This is a genomic window from Streptomyces sp. NPDC039424 (assembly GCF_055639495.1).
In genome coordinates, this window is record NZ_JBVKAI010000012.1 from 59513 (window position 1) to 74737 (window position 15225).

Annotated in this window: 11 protein-coding genes; 8 read left to right on the forward strand and 3 right to left on the reverse strand. The window is 66.9% G+C overall.

The window, feature by feature from the left end; all coding sequences use genetic code 11:
• The first annotated feature begins 1159 nt into the window (after window positions 1–1159).
• On the forward strand, window positions 1160–2653 hold the full coding sequence (locus ACZ7L0_RS27015; protein WP_471245159.1) for a cytochrome P450: 1494 nt from the start codon (window positions 1160–1162) through the stop codon (window positions 2651–2653).
• Between the two features lie 109 nt (window positions 2654–2762).
• On the opposite strand, the gene ACZ7L0_RS27020 is transcribed toward ACZ7L0_RS27015, so the two are convergent.
• Window positions 2763–3458 (reverse strand): hypothetical protein, encoded by a 696-nt coding sequence (locus ACZ7L0_RS27020; protein WP_471245160.1) that lies wholly within the window; start codon window positions 3456–3458, stop codon window positions 2763–2765.
• A 295-nt stretch (window positions 3459–3753) separates the two neighbouring features.
• Between ACZ7L0_RS27020 and ACZ7L0_RS27025 the strand changes: the two genes are divergently transcribed.
• The 7 genes from ACZ7L0_RS27025 to ACZ7L0_RS27055 all read left to right on the forward strand — a co-directional run bounded on the left by ACZ7L0_RS27025 (window position 3754) and on the right by ACZ7L0_RS27055 (window position 10862).
• The gene (locus ACZ7L0_RS27025) at window positions 3754–4962 is read left to right on the forward strand and encodes a cytochrome P450 family protein (RefSeq protein WP_471245161.1); all 1209 of its coding nucleotides are present in this window, start codon (window positions 3754–3756) and stop codon (window positions 4960–4962) included.
• 275 nt (window positions 4963–5237) lie between these two features.
• On the forward strand, window positions 5238–6224 hold the full coding sequence (locus ACZ7L0_RS27030) for a cytochrome P450 (RefSeq protein WP_471245162.1): 987 nt from the start codon (window positions 5238–5240) through the stop codon (window positions 6222–6224).
• A gap of 273 nt (window positions 6225–6497) precedes the next feature.
• On the forward strand, window positions 6498–7130 hold the full coding sequence (locus tag ACZ7L0_RS27035) for a hypothetical protein (protein WP_471245163.1): 633 nt from the start codon (window positions 6498–6500) through the stop codon (window positions 7128–7130).
• Complete coding sequence (locus tag ACZ7L0_RS27040; RefSeq protein ID WP_471245164.1) at window positions 7130–8371, forward strand: DUF6545 domain-containing protein; 1242 nt, start codon at window positions 7130–7132, stop codon at window positions 8369–8371. Before ACZ7L0_RS27035 ends, ACZ7L0_RS27040 begins: the two co-directional genes overlap by 1 nt.
• A 224-nt stretch (window positions 8372–8595) precedes the next feature.
• On the forward strand, window positions 8596–9123 hold the full coding sequence (locus ACZ7L0_RS27045) for a hypothetical protein (protein WP_471245165.1): 528 nt from the start codon (window positions 8596–8598) through the stop codon (window positions 9121–9123).
• A gap of 989 nt (window positions 9124–10112) precedes the next feature.
• On the forward strand, window positions 10113–10589 hold the full coding sequence (locus ACZ7L0_RS27050; RefSeq protein WP_471245166.1) for a hypothetical protein: 477 nt from the start codon (window positions 10113–10115) through the stop codon (window positions 10587–10589).
• Between the two features lie 12 nt (window positions 10590–10601).
• A complete protein-coding gene (locus ACZ7L0_RS27055) occupies window positions 10602–10862 on the forward strand; it encodes a hypothetical protein (RefSeq protein ID WP_471245167.1) in 261 nt (86 codons plus the stop codon).
• 197 nt (window positions 10863–11059) lie between these two features.
• Here ACZ7L0_RS27055 and ACZ7L0_RS27060 read toward each other — a convergent pair whose 3' ends face one another.
• Both ACZ7L0_RS27060 and ACZ7L0_RS27065 read right to left on the reverse strand, forming a co-directional pair.
• The gene (locus ACZ7L0_RS27060; RefSeq protein WP_471245168.1) at window positions 11060–13108 is read right to left on the reverse strand and encodes a hypothetical protein; all 2049 of its coding nucleotides are present in this window, start codon (window positions 13106–13108) and stop codon (window positions 11060–11062) included.
• A gap of 49 nt (window positions 13109–13157) precedes the next feature.
• On the reverse strand, window positions 13158–15224 hold the full coding sequence (locus ACZ7L0_RS27065; RefSeq protein WP_471245169.1) for a hypothetical protein: 2067 nt from the start codon (window positions 15222–15224) through the stop codon (window positions 13158–13160).
• Window position 15225: the final 1 nt, after the last annotated feature.

Sequence of the window (15225 nt, forward strand, 5' to 3'; positions counted from 1 at the left end):
AGCCAGCCAACCGTCAGAGAGGGACCCTGGCCTTCAGTCCCTGCGGCCTCTACAGGCCAGGTACCGGCTGCGCGTCCTGTAAAGCCTGAGGGACCGGAGGAGCTGTGAGCCGAGCCGCGCCCACCCCTGAACGCCCCTGGCAGGCCTCTGTCGGGTTGCCGGACCCCCGCGGCGTTCAGCGCGGCTGCCGGCCGCCGGCCTGGCCAGCGGCGCGCGGGGGTAACCGCAGACGAGCTCGGCTGTCGATCCGGCGAATGCCGCTGCGTGTGGTGTTCAAGGCCCGGGCAATTTCCGCTATCAAGCCCGTAGCCTCACTGACCTGCATGGAGACCTCACTTGACGTGGGCGTCCATACCCCTGCGGGAGCATGACGATCCGCAATTTTCCTGCAGTTGGTGAGCAACTGTGTCACCAGCTGGTGGTATTCGCCCATTTCTTCCTTGGTAAAGGTTGGGCTAGCAGGGTAGGGCGTTCTCAACGGGTCCCCCTTGGCGCTTCCGCGCCTCTTGCGGATGCTTGCAGTGGCTGAACGGATCGAAGGCGTCAGTCATGGCGGCGCGCACCGTGCAACAGTCTTGACCATGGAGTGCACCTGCCGACGCCGTTAGCTCGCACCAGCTTTGGAGTCGGCATCACCCGATCGTGGTGCACCCCCTTCAAGACTGTCAACGAACGTGAACGCCATTTTCGGCCACGTCTTGCTGGCGCTTGGGTGCCACGAACTGCGACATGGCTGCCACGATCGATGTCAACGACGGACCGCGCCGACCTCCCCCGACACAGGCACGTACACCCACAAGTCCTTGGCTCTACGTCAGGAAGGGAGACCCTCGGGACTTGAGGAACTGGCCAGTGACGGGCTTCGACCGCCTGCCTCTCTCACACCCGTAGACCTGGTCTCTCGACTGGGCACGATCGGCAGGAGTTTGACCAAAACCATCTCACCGGCTTCATGGTTGACCAAAAACTGCCAACGTGACATTGAGTTCACACGTGAGCGTTGCCGGCGCCAGGCGCGGCCAGATTCGGATGACTCTGCCGGCCGGAGTCGAGCACCACTGAATGTGATCAAGAGATCATGTTGCGACGGCATTCCGTAACGCCTCCGCGGGCATGGATCACGCGTTTCTCGACGGCCCCCCAAGGAGGGATCCGCGCCATGAGCGCTCCCGCGACGTCGCCCACCCCCACCGCACCCGGAAGCCTTCCTCTGATCGGACACGGCCTACGCCTCGCACGCGACCCCCTGTCGTTTATCACCTCGCTGCGCGAACACGGCACCGTGGTGCGCATCCGCATTGGCCCCACTCAGGCCTACGTGGTGACTGATCCTCAGCTGACCCGCAGAGTGCTGGTCACTGATGCCGCTCACTTCGCCAAGGGCGGCAAGATCATTGATGCGCTGCGGGTCTTCTTCGGCGACGGCCTTGCCACCATTGCAGACGGCGATGCCCATCTGCACAACCGGCGGCTGATGCAACCGATGTTCAACAAGGCGCACATCGCCGGCCGGGGCGACACCATGATCGCCCACGTCCGGGCGATGGTCAGTGCGTGGCCCACAGGGCAGTGGCGCGAGGTGTACCCGGACATGAACGACCTCACTCTGGGAGCATTCCTCGTCGCCCTGTTCGGCGGGGACCTGCCCGATGGCCTCGAGAGCAGGTTCACCTCACTCATTCCGGAAATCATGAGAGGCACGATCCGGCAGACCATTCTGCCGCCCTGGGTCACTCGGCTGCCGCTACCCGCTAACCGGGCTCACTCGGACCATGTTGCGCAGCTGCGCGCCCTCATCGACGAGGCCATCGAGCACCGTGCCAGCCGGATATCCAGCGCCCCCTCCCCCGGCAGCGCAGCGTCTTCGGAAGCCGCAGGGTGTCCGCACGCCGCAGCGGACCAGGCTCAGCAGACGGGCCTGTTCGACTCCCTGCTGACCGCCGAGGAGCCGCTGACCCGCCAGCAGCTGCAGGACGAGGCCATCACCTTGCTGACTGGTGCCATCGAGACCACCGGCACCACGTTGGCCTGGACCCTGTATGAGCTTTCCCGTCATCCGGAGATCGCGCAGCGGCTGCGCACGGAACTCAACTCGGTGTGCGAAGGCCGCCCGCTGCGCTTCGACGACCTCGACCAACTCCCCAATGCGCGGCAGGTGCTGCAAGAGACCATCCGCAAGTACGGGCCGGCCTGGCTGGTGACCCGAACCGCCACCCGGGATGTCGATCTGGGCGGCCACCTCATCCCCGCGGGAGCCGACGTCGTCTGGAGCCCTTACCTTCATCAGCACGACCCGGAGGTCTTCCCCAACCCCGATGCCTTCGACCCAGACCGCTGGACGCCAGAAACCCTGTCCGCAAGCCGCAGATCATTCCTCGCCTTCGGCGACGGCCGCCGAAAATGCATCGGCGAGAACTTCGCTTGGGCCGAGCTTCAGATCATCCTGGCGACCGTGCTGCAGGTCTGGCCGTATTTCACGGTCACGTCGAAGCCGCCCCATCCTCAGGCGGTCGTCACCGTCAAGCCGGATCGCCTGACCATGGCGTTCTACCGGAAGGCGGAGACGATGAAGCAGGCCAGCGAGCGAATGTCGCGTCTTCTGGTTCTGCCGCCTCTGCGCACCGCCACCAAGGGCCGCAGCGCGAGTAGTTGACCTCTTGCAAATCGTGGTGCGGGCGGCGACCGCCCGCACCACACCCGCAGAGCCTCTGTCGCCGGCCAGGACATGGATGGCACCGCAGCCCGAGCGCACTCCGCCAACGTTAGCTATCGGGGCCGGGCAGGGACTGGCTGCTGGCCGGGTCTCCGGTGCCCGCCGTACCCTTACGCGCTTGGATCAGGCTGTCCACAGTGTCCAGGAGTTCCTCCATGGTCGGAGGCTGTGTCCCGGTGTAGCGCAAAGAGGTTGTCCCCCCGCCCAGGACGAAGAGCCCTTCGCGCAGCGCGCCCGCGACCAGGCCGTCCTTGATTTTCTGCAGGCGGGCGGCGAGGGCATTGCCTTCGGGCTGCGACAGGAAGCCGCGTTCGACGCCGTAGTACCCCTCCAGGGGGCTGCTGTATTCGGGCCTGCTGCTGCGTGCGCCGTCGGTAAGCAACTTGATCAGGCCGTGGGAGAGGCCGACCTCCGCGCCCATACGGCGGGTGCTGTCCTTCACCCGCGGATCATTTGTCGCCCTGGGGGCCGGGTCCTGGGTGCGCTTCAGCAGGGCCAGGCGCTGGGCCACGAGCTTGCGGAAGTAGGCCTCGCGGGCCGCTTTTCCGTGGGGTTCTTGCTCGGGCTCGTCGCCGTCGAGCAGTCCACGTACGCGCTCGGGTTCGATCCCGGTGGCGACAGAGAGCTCGCTGACGTCGATGACGTCCTTCCAACTGCTATATCCGAGGCGGGCGGCGGCTTTGTCGATGCCGGCGAGAAGTTGCGCGATGTCGGCTGCGGTCACGTCGCGAGGAACTTCGTTCACCAGGAGGTCTCCAGGGGCCACGGCAGACAGCGGTTGTGTGCGCCCGCAGCGTAACTGTGGCTGTGCACGGATCACTAGTGTATCCATTTGTTGACAGTCTGGGGGTTGGTGTTCCAGGATCACGGCGTTCTCGGCAGGCCAGGCTTCACGGTCCAGCCGCGTGTCCCTTTTCCCGGCATACGGAATCGGTGTGATGTCATCCTCACCAGCTGTCCAGCCGCCTCCAGGTCAGCCCGCTTTACCGCCCCCGGGGTGCCCGGTCCCCCACGAGGCCCTGCCCCTGTCCAGCGCGCAGATGCTCAGTGATCCGGCCCGCTTCTACGAGCAACTGCGCCGGCACGGACCTGTCGTACGGGTGCACTTGGACGGTGACGTGCCTGCCTATCTGGTCATCGGCTACGACGCATGCACCGAGGTGCTCCGGCGCGGCTACAACTACACCCACGACCTGCGCCAGTGGAGCGTGGCGCAGCAGAACGCCATCCCGCCGGACTGGCCGCACTTGCCGCAGGTCACGTGGCGGCCGGACATGCTGTTCGCCGACGGCCCGGAGCACGAGCGGTTGCGCGCCGCCTTCAAGCGCACGGCCGCCAAGATCGGCTCCCGTTACCTGCATGCGACCGTCCTTCGCGCCGCCGACCGGCTGATTGACGGGTTCGTGGAGGAGGGCCAGGCCGACATCGTCAGCCGGTACGCCCTGCCTCTGCCGATGCTGGTCCTCAGCCGTCTCCTCGGCTTCCCGCCCGAGGAGGAGCAGCCGCTGCTCACGACGGTCGTGACCATCCTGGACGGAGGGGACGGCGCGCTGGAAGCCAATGAGCAGCTGATCCAGCTCATCGACGCTCACCTCGGGCGCCGACGCGAAGAGCCCCGCGCGGACCTGGTGTCCTGGGTCCTGCACGACACCGACCTGGCACCAGCAGAGACCCAGTCGATGGTGTGGCTGACCATCATGGCAGCCATGGGCTCGACCACCGCGTGGCTGGCCAACTGCGCCGAGCAACTGGCCCGGGGCAAGGAGACGAGACTCGGCCTACGCAGCGGGATCATCGATGTCGCTGGCGTAATGGATCAGGTGCTGTGGGACCACCCGCCGGTCCAGCAGGTCATCGGCCGGGTCGCCACCACCGACCTGGAACTCGGCGGCCGCTCCATCCCCAAGGGGGCACTGCTCATCCTCGGCCTGGCCGCCGCCAACCTCGACCACGCCCGGTTCGGCGGCGCCGACGCACGCTCCTCCTACACCGATCGCAATCAGTCACATCTCGCCTGGGGAAGCGGTGACCATGAATGCCCGGCACCCGGCCTGGCCACCTCGATCGTCCGCGGCGGGCTCGAGCGGTTGTGGACGCGCCTGGACGACATCCACCTCACCTCCCCCGACCGGCCCACGACATGGAGTCCGTCGATCACGGTGCGCATACCCGACGAACTGAACTGCTCGTTCGATGCGGGACGGGCCCGTGCGCGCGCTCAGACCCTCGCCCCGGTGGGAGGCCGCTGATGTATGACGATCTCGCCACGTGTCCCGCCCCGTTCCCCCTCGACCCCTACGCGTCGGACGTCCACGGGGAGGGGCGTGTGCTGCGGTCGCTGGGCCCGCTTGTCCCCGCCGTCATCCCAGGTGGCATCAGGGTCTGGGCCACGGCGCACCGGGACGTGGCCGCAGCCGTGCTCGGAGGGTCGGCCTTCCGCAAGAACCCCAAGCACTGGGCAGACCTCCGGAACGGCAGGGTCCCCCGCGACTGGGGCCTTCTTTCGTTCATCACCATGCCGGGCATGCTCAACGAGGACGGCATCCGCCACCGCCAGCTTCGGTCACTGGTGAACCGGGCCTTCACCGCCCGCCGGGTGGAGAACCTGCGCCCGCACATCGAGGTGACCGTCCGGGAGTTGGTAGGCAACCTCACGGCCACGCCGCCGGATGAGTTCGTCGACCTTCGCCAGCGCTTCGCCTTCCAGCTGCCCATGCGGGTCATCTGCGAACTGTTCGGGCTGGACCGCAGCAACGGTGACAGCCTCGCCGTGGACTACGCGGCCATCCACGACAGCCGCAAGAGCGCAGAGGAGAGCGCCGCGGGAGCTGCGGGCGTCGCGGCCGTTATCGCTGCTTTGATCGACGAGAAGCGGCAGCAGCCGGGGGACGACCTGACCTCTGCCCTGATCCGGGCGACCGACGGCGAAGACGCGACGCTCGACAATGGGCTGCTGGCCAGCACGCTGATGCTGTTCCTCTTCGCCGGGCACGAGACCACGATGAGCCTGACCACCAACGCGCTCAAGGCGCTCTCGGACCATCCCACTCAGCTGCAGCGCGTGCGCGCCGGCGCGGTCCCCATCGACGACGTGGTGGAGGAGACTCTGCGGTGGAACGGGGCCGTCAACTGGGTCATGTTCAGGTATGCCGCTGAGGACACGGTCGTGCCCGGCACGAACGTCACGGTGAAGCGGGGCGAGGCCGTCGCGGTCTGCGTGGCCGCAACCGGGCGCGACAAAGACGCCTTCGGCCCGGCGGCCGAAGCCTTCGATGCGACGTCAAGCCCGCTCGCCCAGCACCTCGCCTTCGGCCACGGGGTTCACTACTGCATCGGTGCTCCGCTGGCCCGCATGATGACTCGCATGGCGCTCGACCGATTCGTCCACGCCTTTGACATGGATCGCGTGGGGGCTCCCGAGGCGCCGCCGGTCAGCTCCTATGCCACCAATTCGGACTCGGCGCTGTGGGCCCGGCTGACTCCCCGGCACATGGTTTCGGCCGCAGCCTAGAAGGGCCGCTGTGGTGCGGTGCCGATGCCGCCGGATCGCAGCACTCCATGCGCAATGCCGCAGCCCGCCTCGATCACACGAGCTGATAATCTCTCTCCGCATGTCACCGGACACAGACTGTTGCGGCCACGGGAAACGGGGAGCGTGAGTGACCGATGCGCGACAGCCGCCGACAGGCACCCGTCGAAGCGCCGATATGCCGTCCACGGGCAGCCGTTTACTCCACGCAGCCGGCCGTCAGCGCCTGCCCGGATTGGGAAGGCTGACCACCACATGCGCCGCCCCACCGGCCCAAACCCCCTCGCTCACATCGCCCGGGCAACCGTCCGTGCCAGCGCAGCGGTGCGCGAGCACCGCACCTGGGCCCGGGAGCGGCGCGACGCACTGAATATCTTCCACGACGGACTCGGCCTGGAGCCGGGGGCACGCTTCCAAGACGTCCTCGATGCCATCGGCGACAAGCGCGGCCGTCCGCTCGAATTCCTCGTGCTGCCCTCCCTGTCGGCCGCGGTGACCGGCATCAACGTGGTGGGCACGGACCAGGATTACATCGGCGTCAGCAGCAGACTGAGCCCCTGGCACCGGGCCCTGGTCGGCCTGCACGAGGTGCGGCACCTGTGGGCCGCAGACCACAGCAGCAACGACGATGCTGCCTGTTTCTCCACGCACACCCATTTCGACGGCGTGACCCTCGATGCCCTCAGCGAGCAAATGAAGGCCCTTCCAGAACGCATCAGGCAGGAGATTTTGACCCGTCCGGCAAGGCTTCGCGCGGGATACCAGAGACCCGAAGAAGTCCAGTGCGAAGTGTTCGCCAGGGTCGTCCTGCCCCTGCTCGCCCTCGACCCGGCAAGCCAGAACAGAGGTTCTATCACCAGCAGTTTCAGCAACCGCCGGAACATCTGATGACGACCACCTTCACCATCGTCAATCTGATCATTGCAACGATGGGCCTGACGGTCGGCACCGTCAAGGCCCTGGCCGCGCGCCACGATCGAGAAGTGACGATGAAACTGACCGCCTCGGTGATGGTCCACGGCGGCCTCGTCTTCCTGCTCGCCGCCCCGGCCGTCTACAAGAGCGTGGGCGCAGCGCTGCACTCAGCCAACATCTGCGCGCTGTTTCTCCCCATTCTCACGCTGAGCGCCGTCGCCCACGCCCATGTGCTGGGCCATCTCTGGCAGCCCAAGCGACCGGAACCGGCCGCACTGCGCCGCGCAGCGGCACACTGGGCGCCGGTCTATGCGGCCACCGTGCTCGCCCTGGTCGGCCTCTACACCCACGCGGACCTCGGCCCAGCGGCGCCTCTCACCGTCGCTACCGCCTACGCCCGCGTACCAGAGGTGGTGGCCTTCTACCTCATCTACTGTGCGGCCCTGGTCACCACTATCGCGGCCACCATGCGGCAGTGCTCACAGCTGACCCGGTCCATCGCCGGCGACCTCGCCGAGCTGCGGACGTGCCTGCGCTGGTTCGCTCTGGCACTCGCGCTCACTGCCGGGAACGGCGTGCTCACCGTCGTTGCCATGACGGCCTCTCTCATCGACCACCGCCGCCACGACGGCCTGGCCGAACTCGCCTGGCTGACCGTCATCGCCAGCTGCATCACGGCCAACATCGCGATGGCTGGGCTGGTGCTCTACTCCCGCCGCGCTGAGCGCAGGGACCTGCGCTCCCTTCGTCCTCTGCACGATCTTGTGGTTGCGCAGGACGAGGAGGTCATCCTGTCCCCCCGGTGGTCACTGTGGGCTGGATTCGACACCCACCTTGACCTCAATTCCCTCATGGCGGAGATCAACGACGGCGCTAGCCGCCTCAGCCCCTGGTGGAGCCCCATCCCCGGACTCGCCGTCGCCCGCTTGGTCAAGGACACTCCGGACGCTGCCGGGCCCGCTGTGGACGACTGGGACCTGACGGCAGCCCAGGCTGCGGCGACGCTGCTCCACGCAGCCCAGGCCCGTCAGGAGGGCATACCGGAACTTCCGCCGACTGCGCGTCTGCCCAAGCTGCCGGGAACAGATGTCGAGCCCGCCGCCGAACGCCACCATCTCGTACGTGTGGCCACCCTGCTGACGCATCCGACGGTACGCACGGCAGTCACGATTACCGACGAAGCATTGAACGTCACCGGCGGACGCCCCCAGTGACCACCGCGCACCCTTGCTCCTGCGATACCAAGCTGAGACTCGATGCCCCTGTCTACTGCCGCCACAGTCACCGATCCGTTGGGACGGCGCGACACCGGCTCGGGCCGGTGGGCTCACACGTTGAGACATCGCGTATTCCCTGCAGCCAAGGACCCGATCCCCACTGGGTCTGGTTGACTTGATCCACTCTGGCTCAGTGATCAAGCCCGGCCTACCCTGGCCCGATGACCGCGCCCGCCGTCTTCCCAGCCGACACCTTGCGCCTGACCCCGCTCAACGCGGCCGGCCACGCTGTCGCGCCAGGTCCCGTCCTCGCTCCACCCCTCCCGGTGCGCCTCATTCTCACCATGCATCCACGCACCGACGGCACCGGCATGGACCACATGCTCGTAGCGATGACGATCGTCCTCGACGACGACCTCGACCCCGCCGCCCACCAGACGGTCCACGAGATCCACCACGCCATCGGCGAGACACACAATCTCGCCCTCGAAGCATGGACAGCGACCGAGCAACGCAACATGTGGGCCCACCTGGTGATTCCGTGGACCACCCGCCTGAGCCTGGAGATCACCAGATCAACCGAACGCCATGAGGGCCAAGACGTCACCTGCGTCTCATTCTTGTCGTGCCGCTCACGCCCCGACTCCCCGATCTGGCAGACCCCCGGCCGGCCCCCCATCGACGCCGACAGCAGGCACATGAGCCTGTCAGTGACCTCCACCATCCCACCCACCCACACAGGTGGATGACCAGTCCCTGCAGCAGCGGCTCGTGGGGTGGAGCACGTGGGACAGGCCCCGGCCCCCGTGACGGGACGAAGTAGTGCCGGGCCGCCGCCGCCCACTCCAAGCTACAGTCAGCTAGCGTGCGGGTCGGCGGCCTGCCCGGCTTGCCTGCCGTTGCTGAAGTCTTCCCGCAACGCGCCTCTATGGGCGTTCACCCTCAGTTCTTCCCCAGAAGATCAACGGAATCTTCGCCTCCGACATGTCCCTGCCATACGGTCACCGTGTCCGACCGCTTTCAGAGCGGTCCCCACCGGATAGGCGTCTCTGTGAACATCTCAGCACGTCGCACCATGCTTGCCCCTATGACGACGCTCCTGCTGTGTACGGCCTTGGCCGGGCCTGCCTTGGCCGAAGATGAGACACCGCCACCCGCGTCTTCGACATCTGCACAAGTCGATGACTCCGTCATCAAACGTCTCCGCCCGAGCAGCCTGAGGAAGATGTCACTGAAATACCCGCTGATGCGGTAGACGAGCAGCCGGAAGAGCCTGCGTCTGAGGCTAGACCGCCGCTTCCCGGGGATGTTCCAGCCGGTGTCGACTGCAGTCCGGCTCACGGCGTTTACCGCCCTACCAAGCAGGGCCACCAGTACCACCGGGCGGTAGGCCCGACTAACTCGAACCGCAATAATACGTCCAGGACCGCCAAGTCCACCTTCACGTCGGAGGTCACCGGTGAGGTAGGTGTAGCCGTCACTGGCAAACTGGAAACGTCGGTGGGCACGCTGCTCGCCAGGGTCAAGGCCAAATACGAGGTGACCGTGTCCGCCAAGCTGACGGCCAAGCTGGGGAACTCCATCTCGGTGGACACACCGTCCCACAAGACGACCCACGCGACGTACGGCGTTTGGCGGCTCAAGCACACCGGAAAGAGCTACTGGCTGCACGCGAACTGCACCACCACGCCGGAGCAGACCGTCGTCAGTTACTCCCCCTTCCGGGTGGGTGGTACCTGTGGGAAAGCTGATGCCCGCAGCGGCGCTGGCCGCTGTTGCCGCACTCGCCGTCGGCTGTACCAACAACGAGGGCGAAACCCCGGATAGCCGCCACACGTCTTCCCCTTCCTCGCCGTCGGCACAGTCACCAACGTCTGATCGCGCCGAGCACATCCCCGGTGAATCCGTAACCAAGGCGCCGACCTTGCCAGACGGAGAGGTCGTCGCTAAAGCAGTGAACGCTGCTGGCAACCAGGAAATGGACATACAGGGCGGGCTGAAAGCCGGACCGCTGTCAATCCTGGTGAACTGCCAGGGTAAGGGGAAACTGACGGTCCTGATCAAACCAGTCGGACTGAGTTTCCCGCTGAATTGCGTTGGCGGTGAAGTCAGCAGCACTTACAACCAGCTGAACCTGAAGCGCACCCGCGAACAAGGAACGGTGAGTGTAATGGCTCCCTCAAACGTTCGGTGGGCGATCACAGTCGGACGGTAGCATCGCGCTTTCATGATGCGGGCCAGAGCGATCCCGTTTCCCTGGGCCGCCCTGGCACTGCTGGTCGATCGCGGCATCGTGCTGCGCTCCGGAGGCGGCCGCGGCCACCGCTACGCCCTTAACCCGGCCTTGGCCGGCTACGAGTCGCAGCACGACCTGGAGAAGGAGATGACCCAGCAGCTCGCTGTCGGCGGCCCACCCCCGATCAACGTGCCGGGCTGCGCTAAGCGGCCGCCCAAGCCCGGCAAGGGCGGTCGCCACGCGGTCGCCTGATCAGCCCGAGACGCAGTGGTGCCCCGGCCGTCCCGCCGGGGCATCGCCGCACCTTTACGCGAAAGTACGCCTCTCCAGTATGCCCGCCAGCCGTGTTGTCCCGCTTCCGAAGACGACGGCAGCGGCGTGAGATAGGCCTCTGCGGTCATCAGCAGCTCCACTCACCGTGGGAGTGCTGCCGGTGGGCGCTGCCGCGGCTATGGAGCGGGGGCAGGGCGCAGCAGGTTGGGGTTCTCGCGGCCTCCTGGAATGCGGATGATGACGACGAGGCATGGTTCGGATTCGCCAGGACGTTGGACGGGTTCGATCCAAATACTGTCGAAAAGGTTAGCGGCGCCTTCGGCGTCGACGGTCTTGTCCAGGGCGAGCAGGATGGCGAAGCCAGCGTTCGCGTTTTGATATTCGGTGGCTTGGGCGACGTATTGGCGTAGTGCGGTTTCGCTGGCGTCGTATTCTTCGATCTTGCATTCAACGTTGAATTGCACGGCGCCGAAGGAGACGAGAATGTCGGTTCTTCCGCCTGCCTTGTCGATTACTTCTGAGTTGATGACGCCGAATAGCGCTGAGAACTGCAGGACTTCCCGGTAGTGCTGGTGGAATAGCGCTTCGTCTACTTTCTGCTTCTTGCCGTCTTTGTCCCGTTTGCGGAGGTACTCGGTGTAGGAGCCGCCCATCTTCCGGCCGATGTCGTAGCAGAGGTAGGCGTAGCGGATCGTGGTTTCCAGGAGAGCGGTGAACTCGTCGGCGATGCCCGGAAGCCAGTCGCGCGAGGCTTTCAGCCGGCTGAGGAGTCCGGCTCGGAGGCGCCCGTACTTGGGATCGGCGATGGCCGCGAGGACGTCATCGTGGGTGCGCAGGCCGAGCTCCAGGCGGTCGAGGACGTGCTCCGGCGTCTGGTCAACGAACGCGGCGAAGTCGTCCTCGAGTTGGTGTGCCAGCCGCTGCCAGCGTCGCGCTTTTCCCCGATCACCCGCCTGCTGATCGGTGGAGTTCTCGCTGATCGTGGCGCGTTGGAGGAGAGAGGCATGGAGTCGCTGAGCCGCGGGATCGTCGCGCAGTTCCTCGTCGTGGGCCAGGGCGTGCTGGAGGAAACGTTGCCGGTGCTCGTGCTGGAGGAAGGCGTCCTCGATGACGGGCGCCACCAGGGTCTCCACGGTGGCGGCCGCTGGGGTGTCTGTGAGGACGGCGACCGTGTTCTGCGCGGTGTACGCGCGGAGCAGTGCGGTGAGGATGCCATGGCCGCCTTCGTACCAGGGGTCATCGTGTGCGAGGTGCGCGGCGGCGCCGTCGAGCAGGACGGTGAGTTCGGACCAGGCAATCACGTCGTCCTGGCGTGGTCGTGCCCAGGTCGGGGTGCGGGTGCGGTAGCGATAGTCCCGATAGAGGTGGAGGGTGTCGCGCAGGGTGGATGCGGCGCTGTGGACGCGTGCGGGGGCGTCGGGGGCGGACAGGCCGAGGACGGCTTCGATGGCGGCGTGGTAGAGCTGAGCGTCCAGGCGGTCGGGGTCGAGGGTGATCAGTTCGGCCAGCCGGTCCTGGGTTTTGCGGAGTTGCTCAGCCATGGGCGCGTACTGATCTTGTTCCAGAGCCTGGCGCAGGTCGCCGAGGGCGAGCTCGAAGGCGGCGTCCCGGCAGGTGTGGTCGAGCATCAGGCAGCGTTCGAGGGCTTCGCGGAGGCCGGCGCCGGGATGGTGGGCGTCGAGGACGCCGAGGAGGCGGGGCAGGCGGGTGGCCATGGCCTCGGGAAGTGCAGCTGGGTCCTCGGTTGCTTCGTCCATGGCACCGAGGAGGCGTGCGGCCTTGGTGACGCCGGCCAAGGTGAGCTGGACGAGACAGTCCGCAGCTTCCACCCCGATGAGGGCCGCAGCGAGGTCGTCACCGGCGTCCTGGGCCTGCTGGAGGCGGGCGAGCAGCACGCGTGTCAGTGGAGTGCCGAGTTCACGTGCCAGGGCCGGGCGGCTGGCGAGGGCGTCGGTGGCGCTGGCCATGGCCGTGTGGTTGTTGTTGGTCCGCAGGCCGTCGAGGACGGCGTCGTACAGCGGTTTGCACGCTTCCGTGCCGAAGGCTTCGAAGTGGTGCGCGGTCGCCTGGATGAGGTGGGCCAGGAAAGGGCCTTGGGCGAGGTGGTCCGCGGCGGCGAGTACGGCGTCGAAGCCGCCGAGGTCCTCCACTGTCGGGCCGGCGCGCAGTTGGGGGCGGGAGGCGTGCGCGGCCCACTGGGCCAGGCGCTCGTCGATGACGTGCACGATGCCCTCCGCCTCTCTCGTCGTTGCTGGATAGTCCTGGTGGCCTGGCCTAGAAGAGATGGCGTTTGTCAGGACCGGTCACGGTACGGTCCTCGGGGTAGAACTCCCAAACCGCGTCGTCGATCGACGTGATCACGATCTGGATGCCGGGGTCGTCTGCCGCGGTCTCGTAGAGGGTCTTGATGCACTGGCGCGCGTTCTCGTGGGATAGCTCCTCGGCTGTGGGCGCGTCGATGAGCAGCAGACCGGGGTGGGACATGATGCCCCGTTTACGGCCGACTTTGATCATGCCGACGATGGCCGCGATACGCATACGCAGGCGGTCGGTAGGGCTGAATGCTTCAAAGGGGTGCTTTTTGCCGGTCTTGCGGGCGTTGAGGTGTCCCGCCAGGTTGAGGTCGACGCTGGTCAGGTTGGCCACGCCCAGGTCGTGGGCGATGGCGACGATCTCACTGTTCAGGTCGGCGAACAGGGCCTTGCTGTGGTCGGCGACCACAGTCGACAACACCTCGGCGGCCGCCTTCAAGATGGCGTCGCTGTCGTCGGTGTCGTCCTCGGTGTCCGACGGGCTCGTCGTTGCGGTGACGTAGTCACCGACCACCTCCGGCAATCCGGTCCCGTTGCCGGTGGCGACTGCCAGAGCGCCGCGCAGCTGGTAGACGTCCTCCCGGGCGGATTCGAGGCGGGTGTACCAGTTGCCGGAGCGTGCCGCGGTAAGGCGGGCGTTCACCAGGTCGTACGCGGCACGGCTGTTGTCGCAGGCGACGCTGGCCGTCTCGACAGCCAGCCGGGCAGTGTCTTCAGCCGTGCGGGAGGCGTTCACCCGGTCCTCCAGTCGGCTGAGCAGCGCTGCCCGCGCCTCTGGGTCGTCCTCCACCTCCGGCAGAGGGCTCGCGCACACCGAGCACCGGTGTTCGCTCTCTTCCGCGGTACGCCGGGCGTCATCAATCTCGTGGTCGCAGCGCGGGCAGGCCTCCGGCTCCAGCGCTCCCAGAAGGGCTCGGGCCGCACGGCTTTGCTGGGCCCGGCGGACGGCTCGTTCGTCCTTGAGACGAGCCTTGTGCGCGAGGGCGTGGCTTTCTTCAGCCTCCTGGAGAGCCGCCTGGTCGTGGGCGAGCCGTCGTGCGGCGGCATCGACGTCGGCGAGCAGGCCCGTCAGGTCAGGCTGGCCCGCTTCCAAGGTCGCCGCCTTCTCCTCGGCAGCCCTGAGCGCCTGGCGCAGCGGCTCGGTCTGCTGCTCGCGGGCCTTGGTATCCTCGCGTGCCCGGCGCTGAACGCGGTTGCTCTCCTGGGTGTCCTTCTTGCGGGCCGTGTTGAGCTGGGTCAGCTCGGACGCGTAGGGGACGTCGAGGAAGAGCTGCATCAGCTTCACGGGGAGCTGGTTGTACGACGTTGGGCCCAGCAGGGTGCTGGAGTTCCCTGCGTTTAGCGCAATGGCATAGAAGTAGCTCGCCCAGCCGTGCACCTGCTCCGTGCTGTCGCGGTTGCCGTCGGCGTCTTTCGGAGCGCCCGCCTCGGCGGCCCACAGGGACAGCGGTCGCAGTCCCAAGCGATCGAGCATGAAGCGGTCGATGAGCTCCTTGACGCCGCCGGGCTCCGCAGTGGCCGCCACGCGTACGCCGGGACCGGTCTCCTGGGAGCCGTCGAGGGCTGTGAGGTGCTCGAGGGTGTCGGCGCTCAGGAGCCGGCAGCTGGGGCGCTCGGGTTTGTCGAAGGTCAGGCGGATGGAGGCGACGACGCCGGCGACCTCGATATCCGCACGGATGTAGGAGAACCAGTCCACTGTCTCCGACCGGCGGAAGGGCTTGAAGCCGTCCCCCCGCAGGGCGTAGCTCAGCGCCCACAGAAGGCTCGACTTGCCGGCATTGTTCAGGGTGCTGGCGATGGCCCACGGGCCCGGCCCCAGCGTCATGTCGACGGTGAAGGGGCCGTCGTTGTCGTCCGTATCGGTTTTGATGCCCTCGCAGTACAGCCGATGCACGACCAGGTGCCGGCGCGCGGGCAGCGGGCTGGTCAACTGGATGCCGTGGGCAGACAGAACGCCACGGGCCCTCTCCACGTCAGCGGACGGCACGCGGGCGGCGATCTGCTCGTACAGCTCACCGTCGGACGGCACG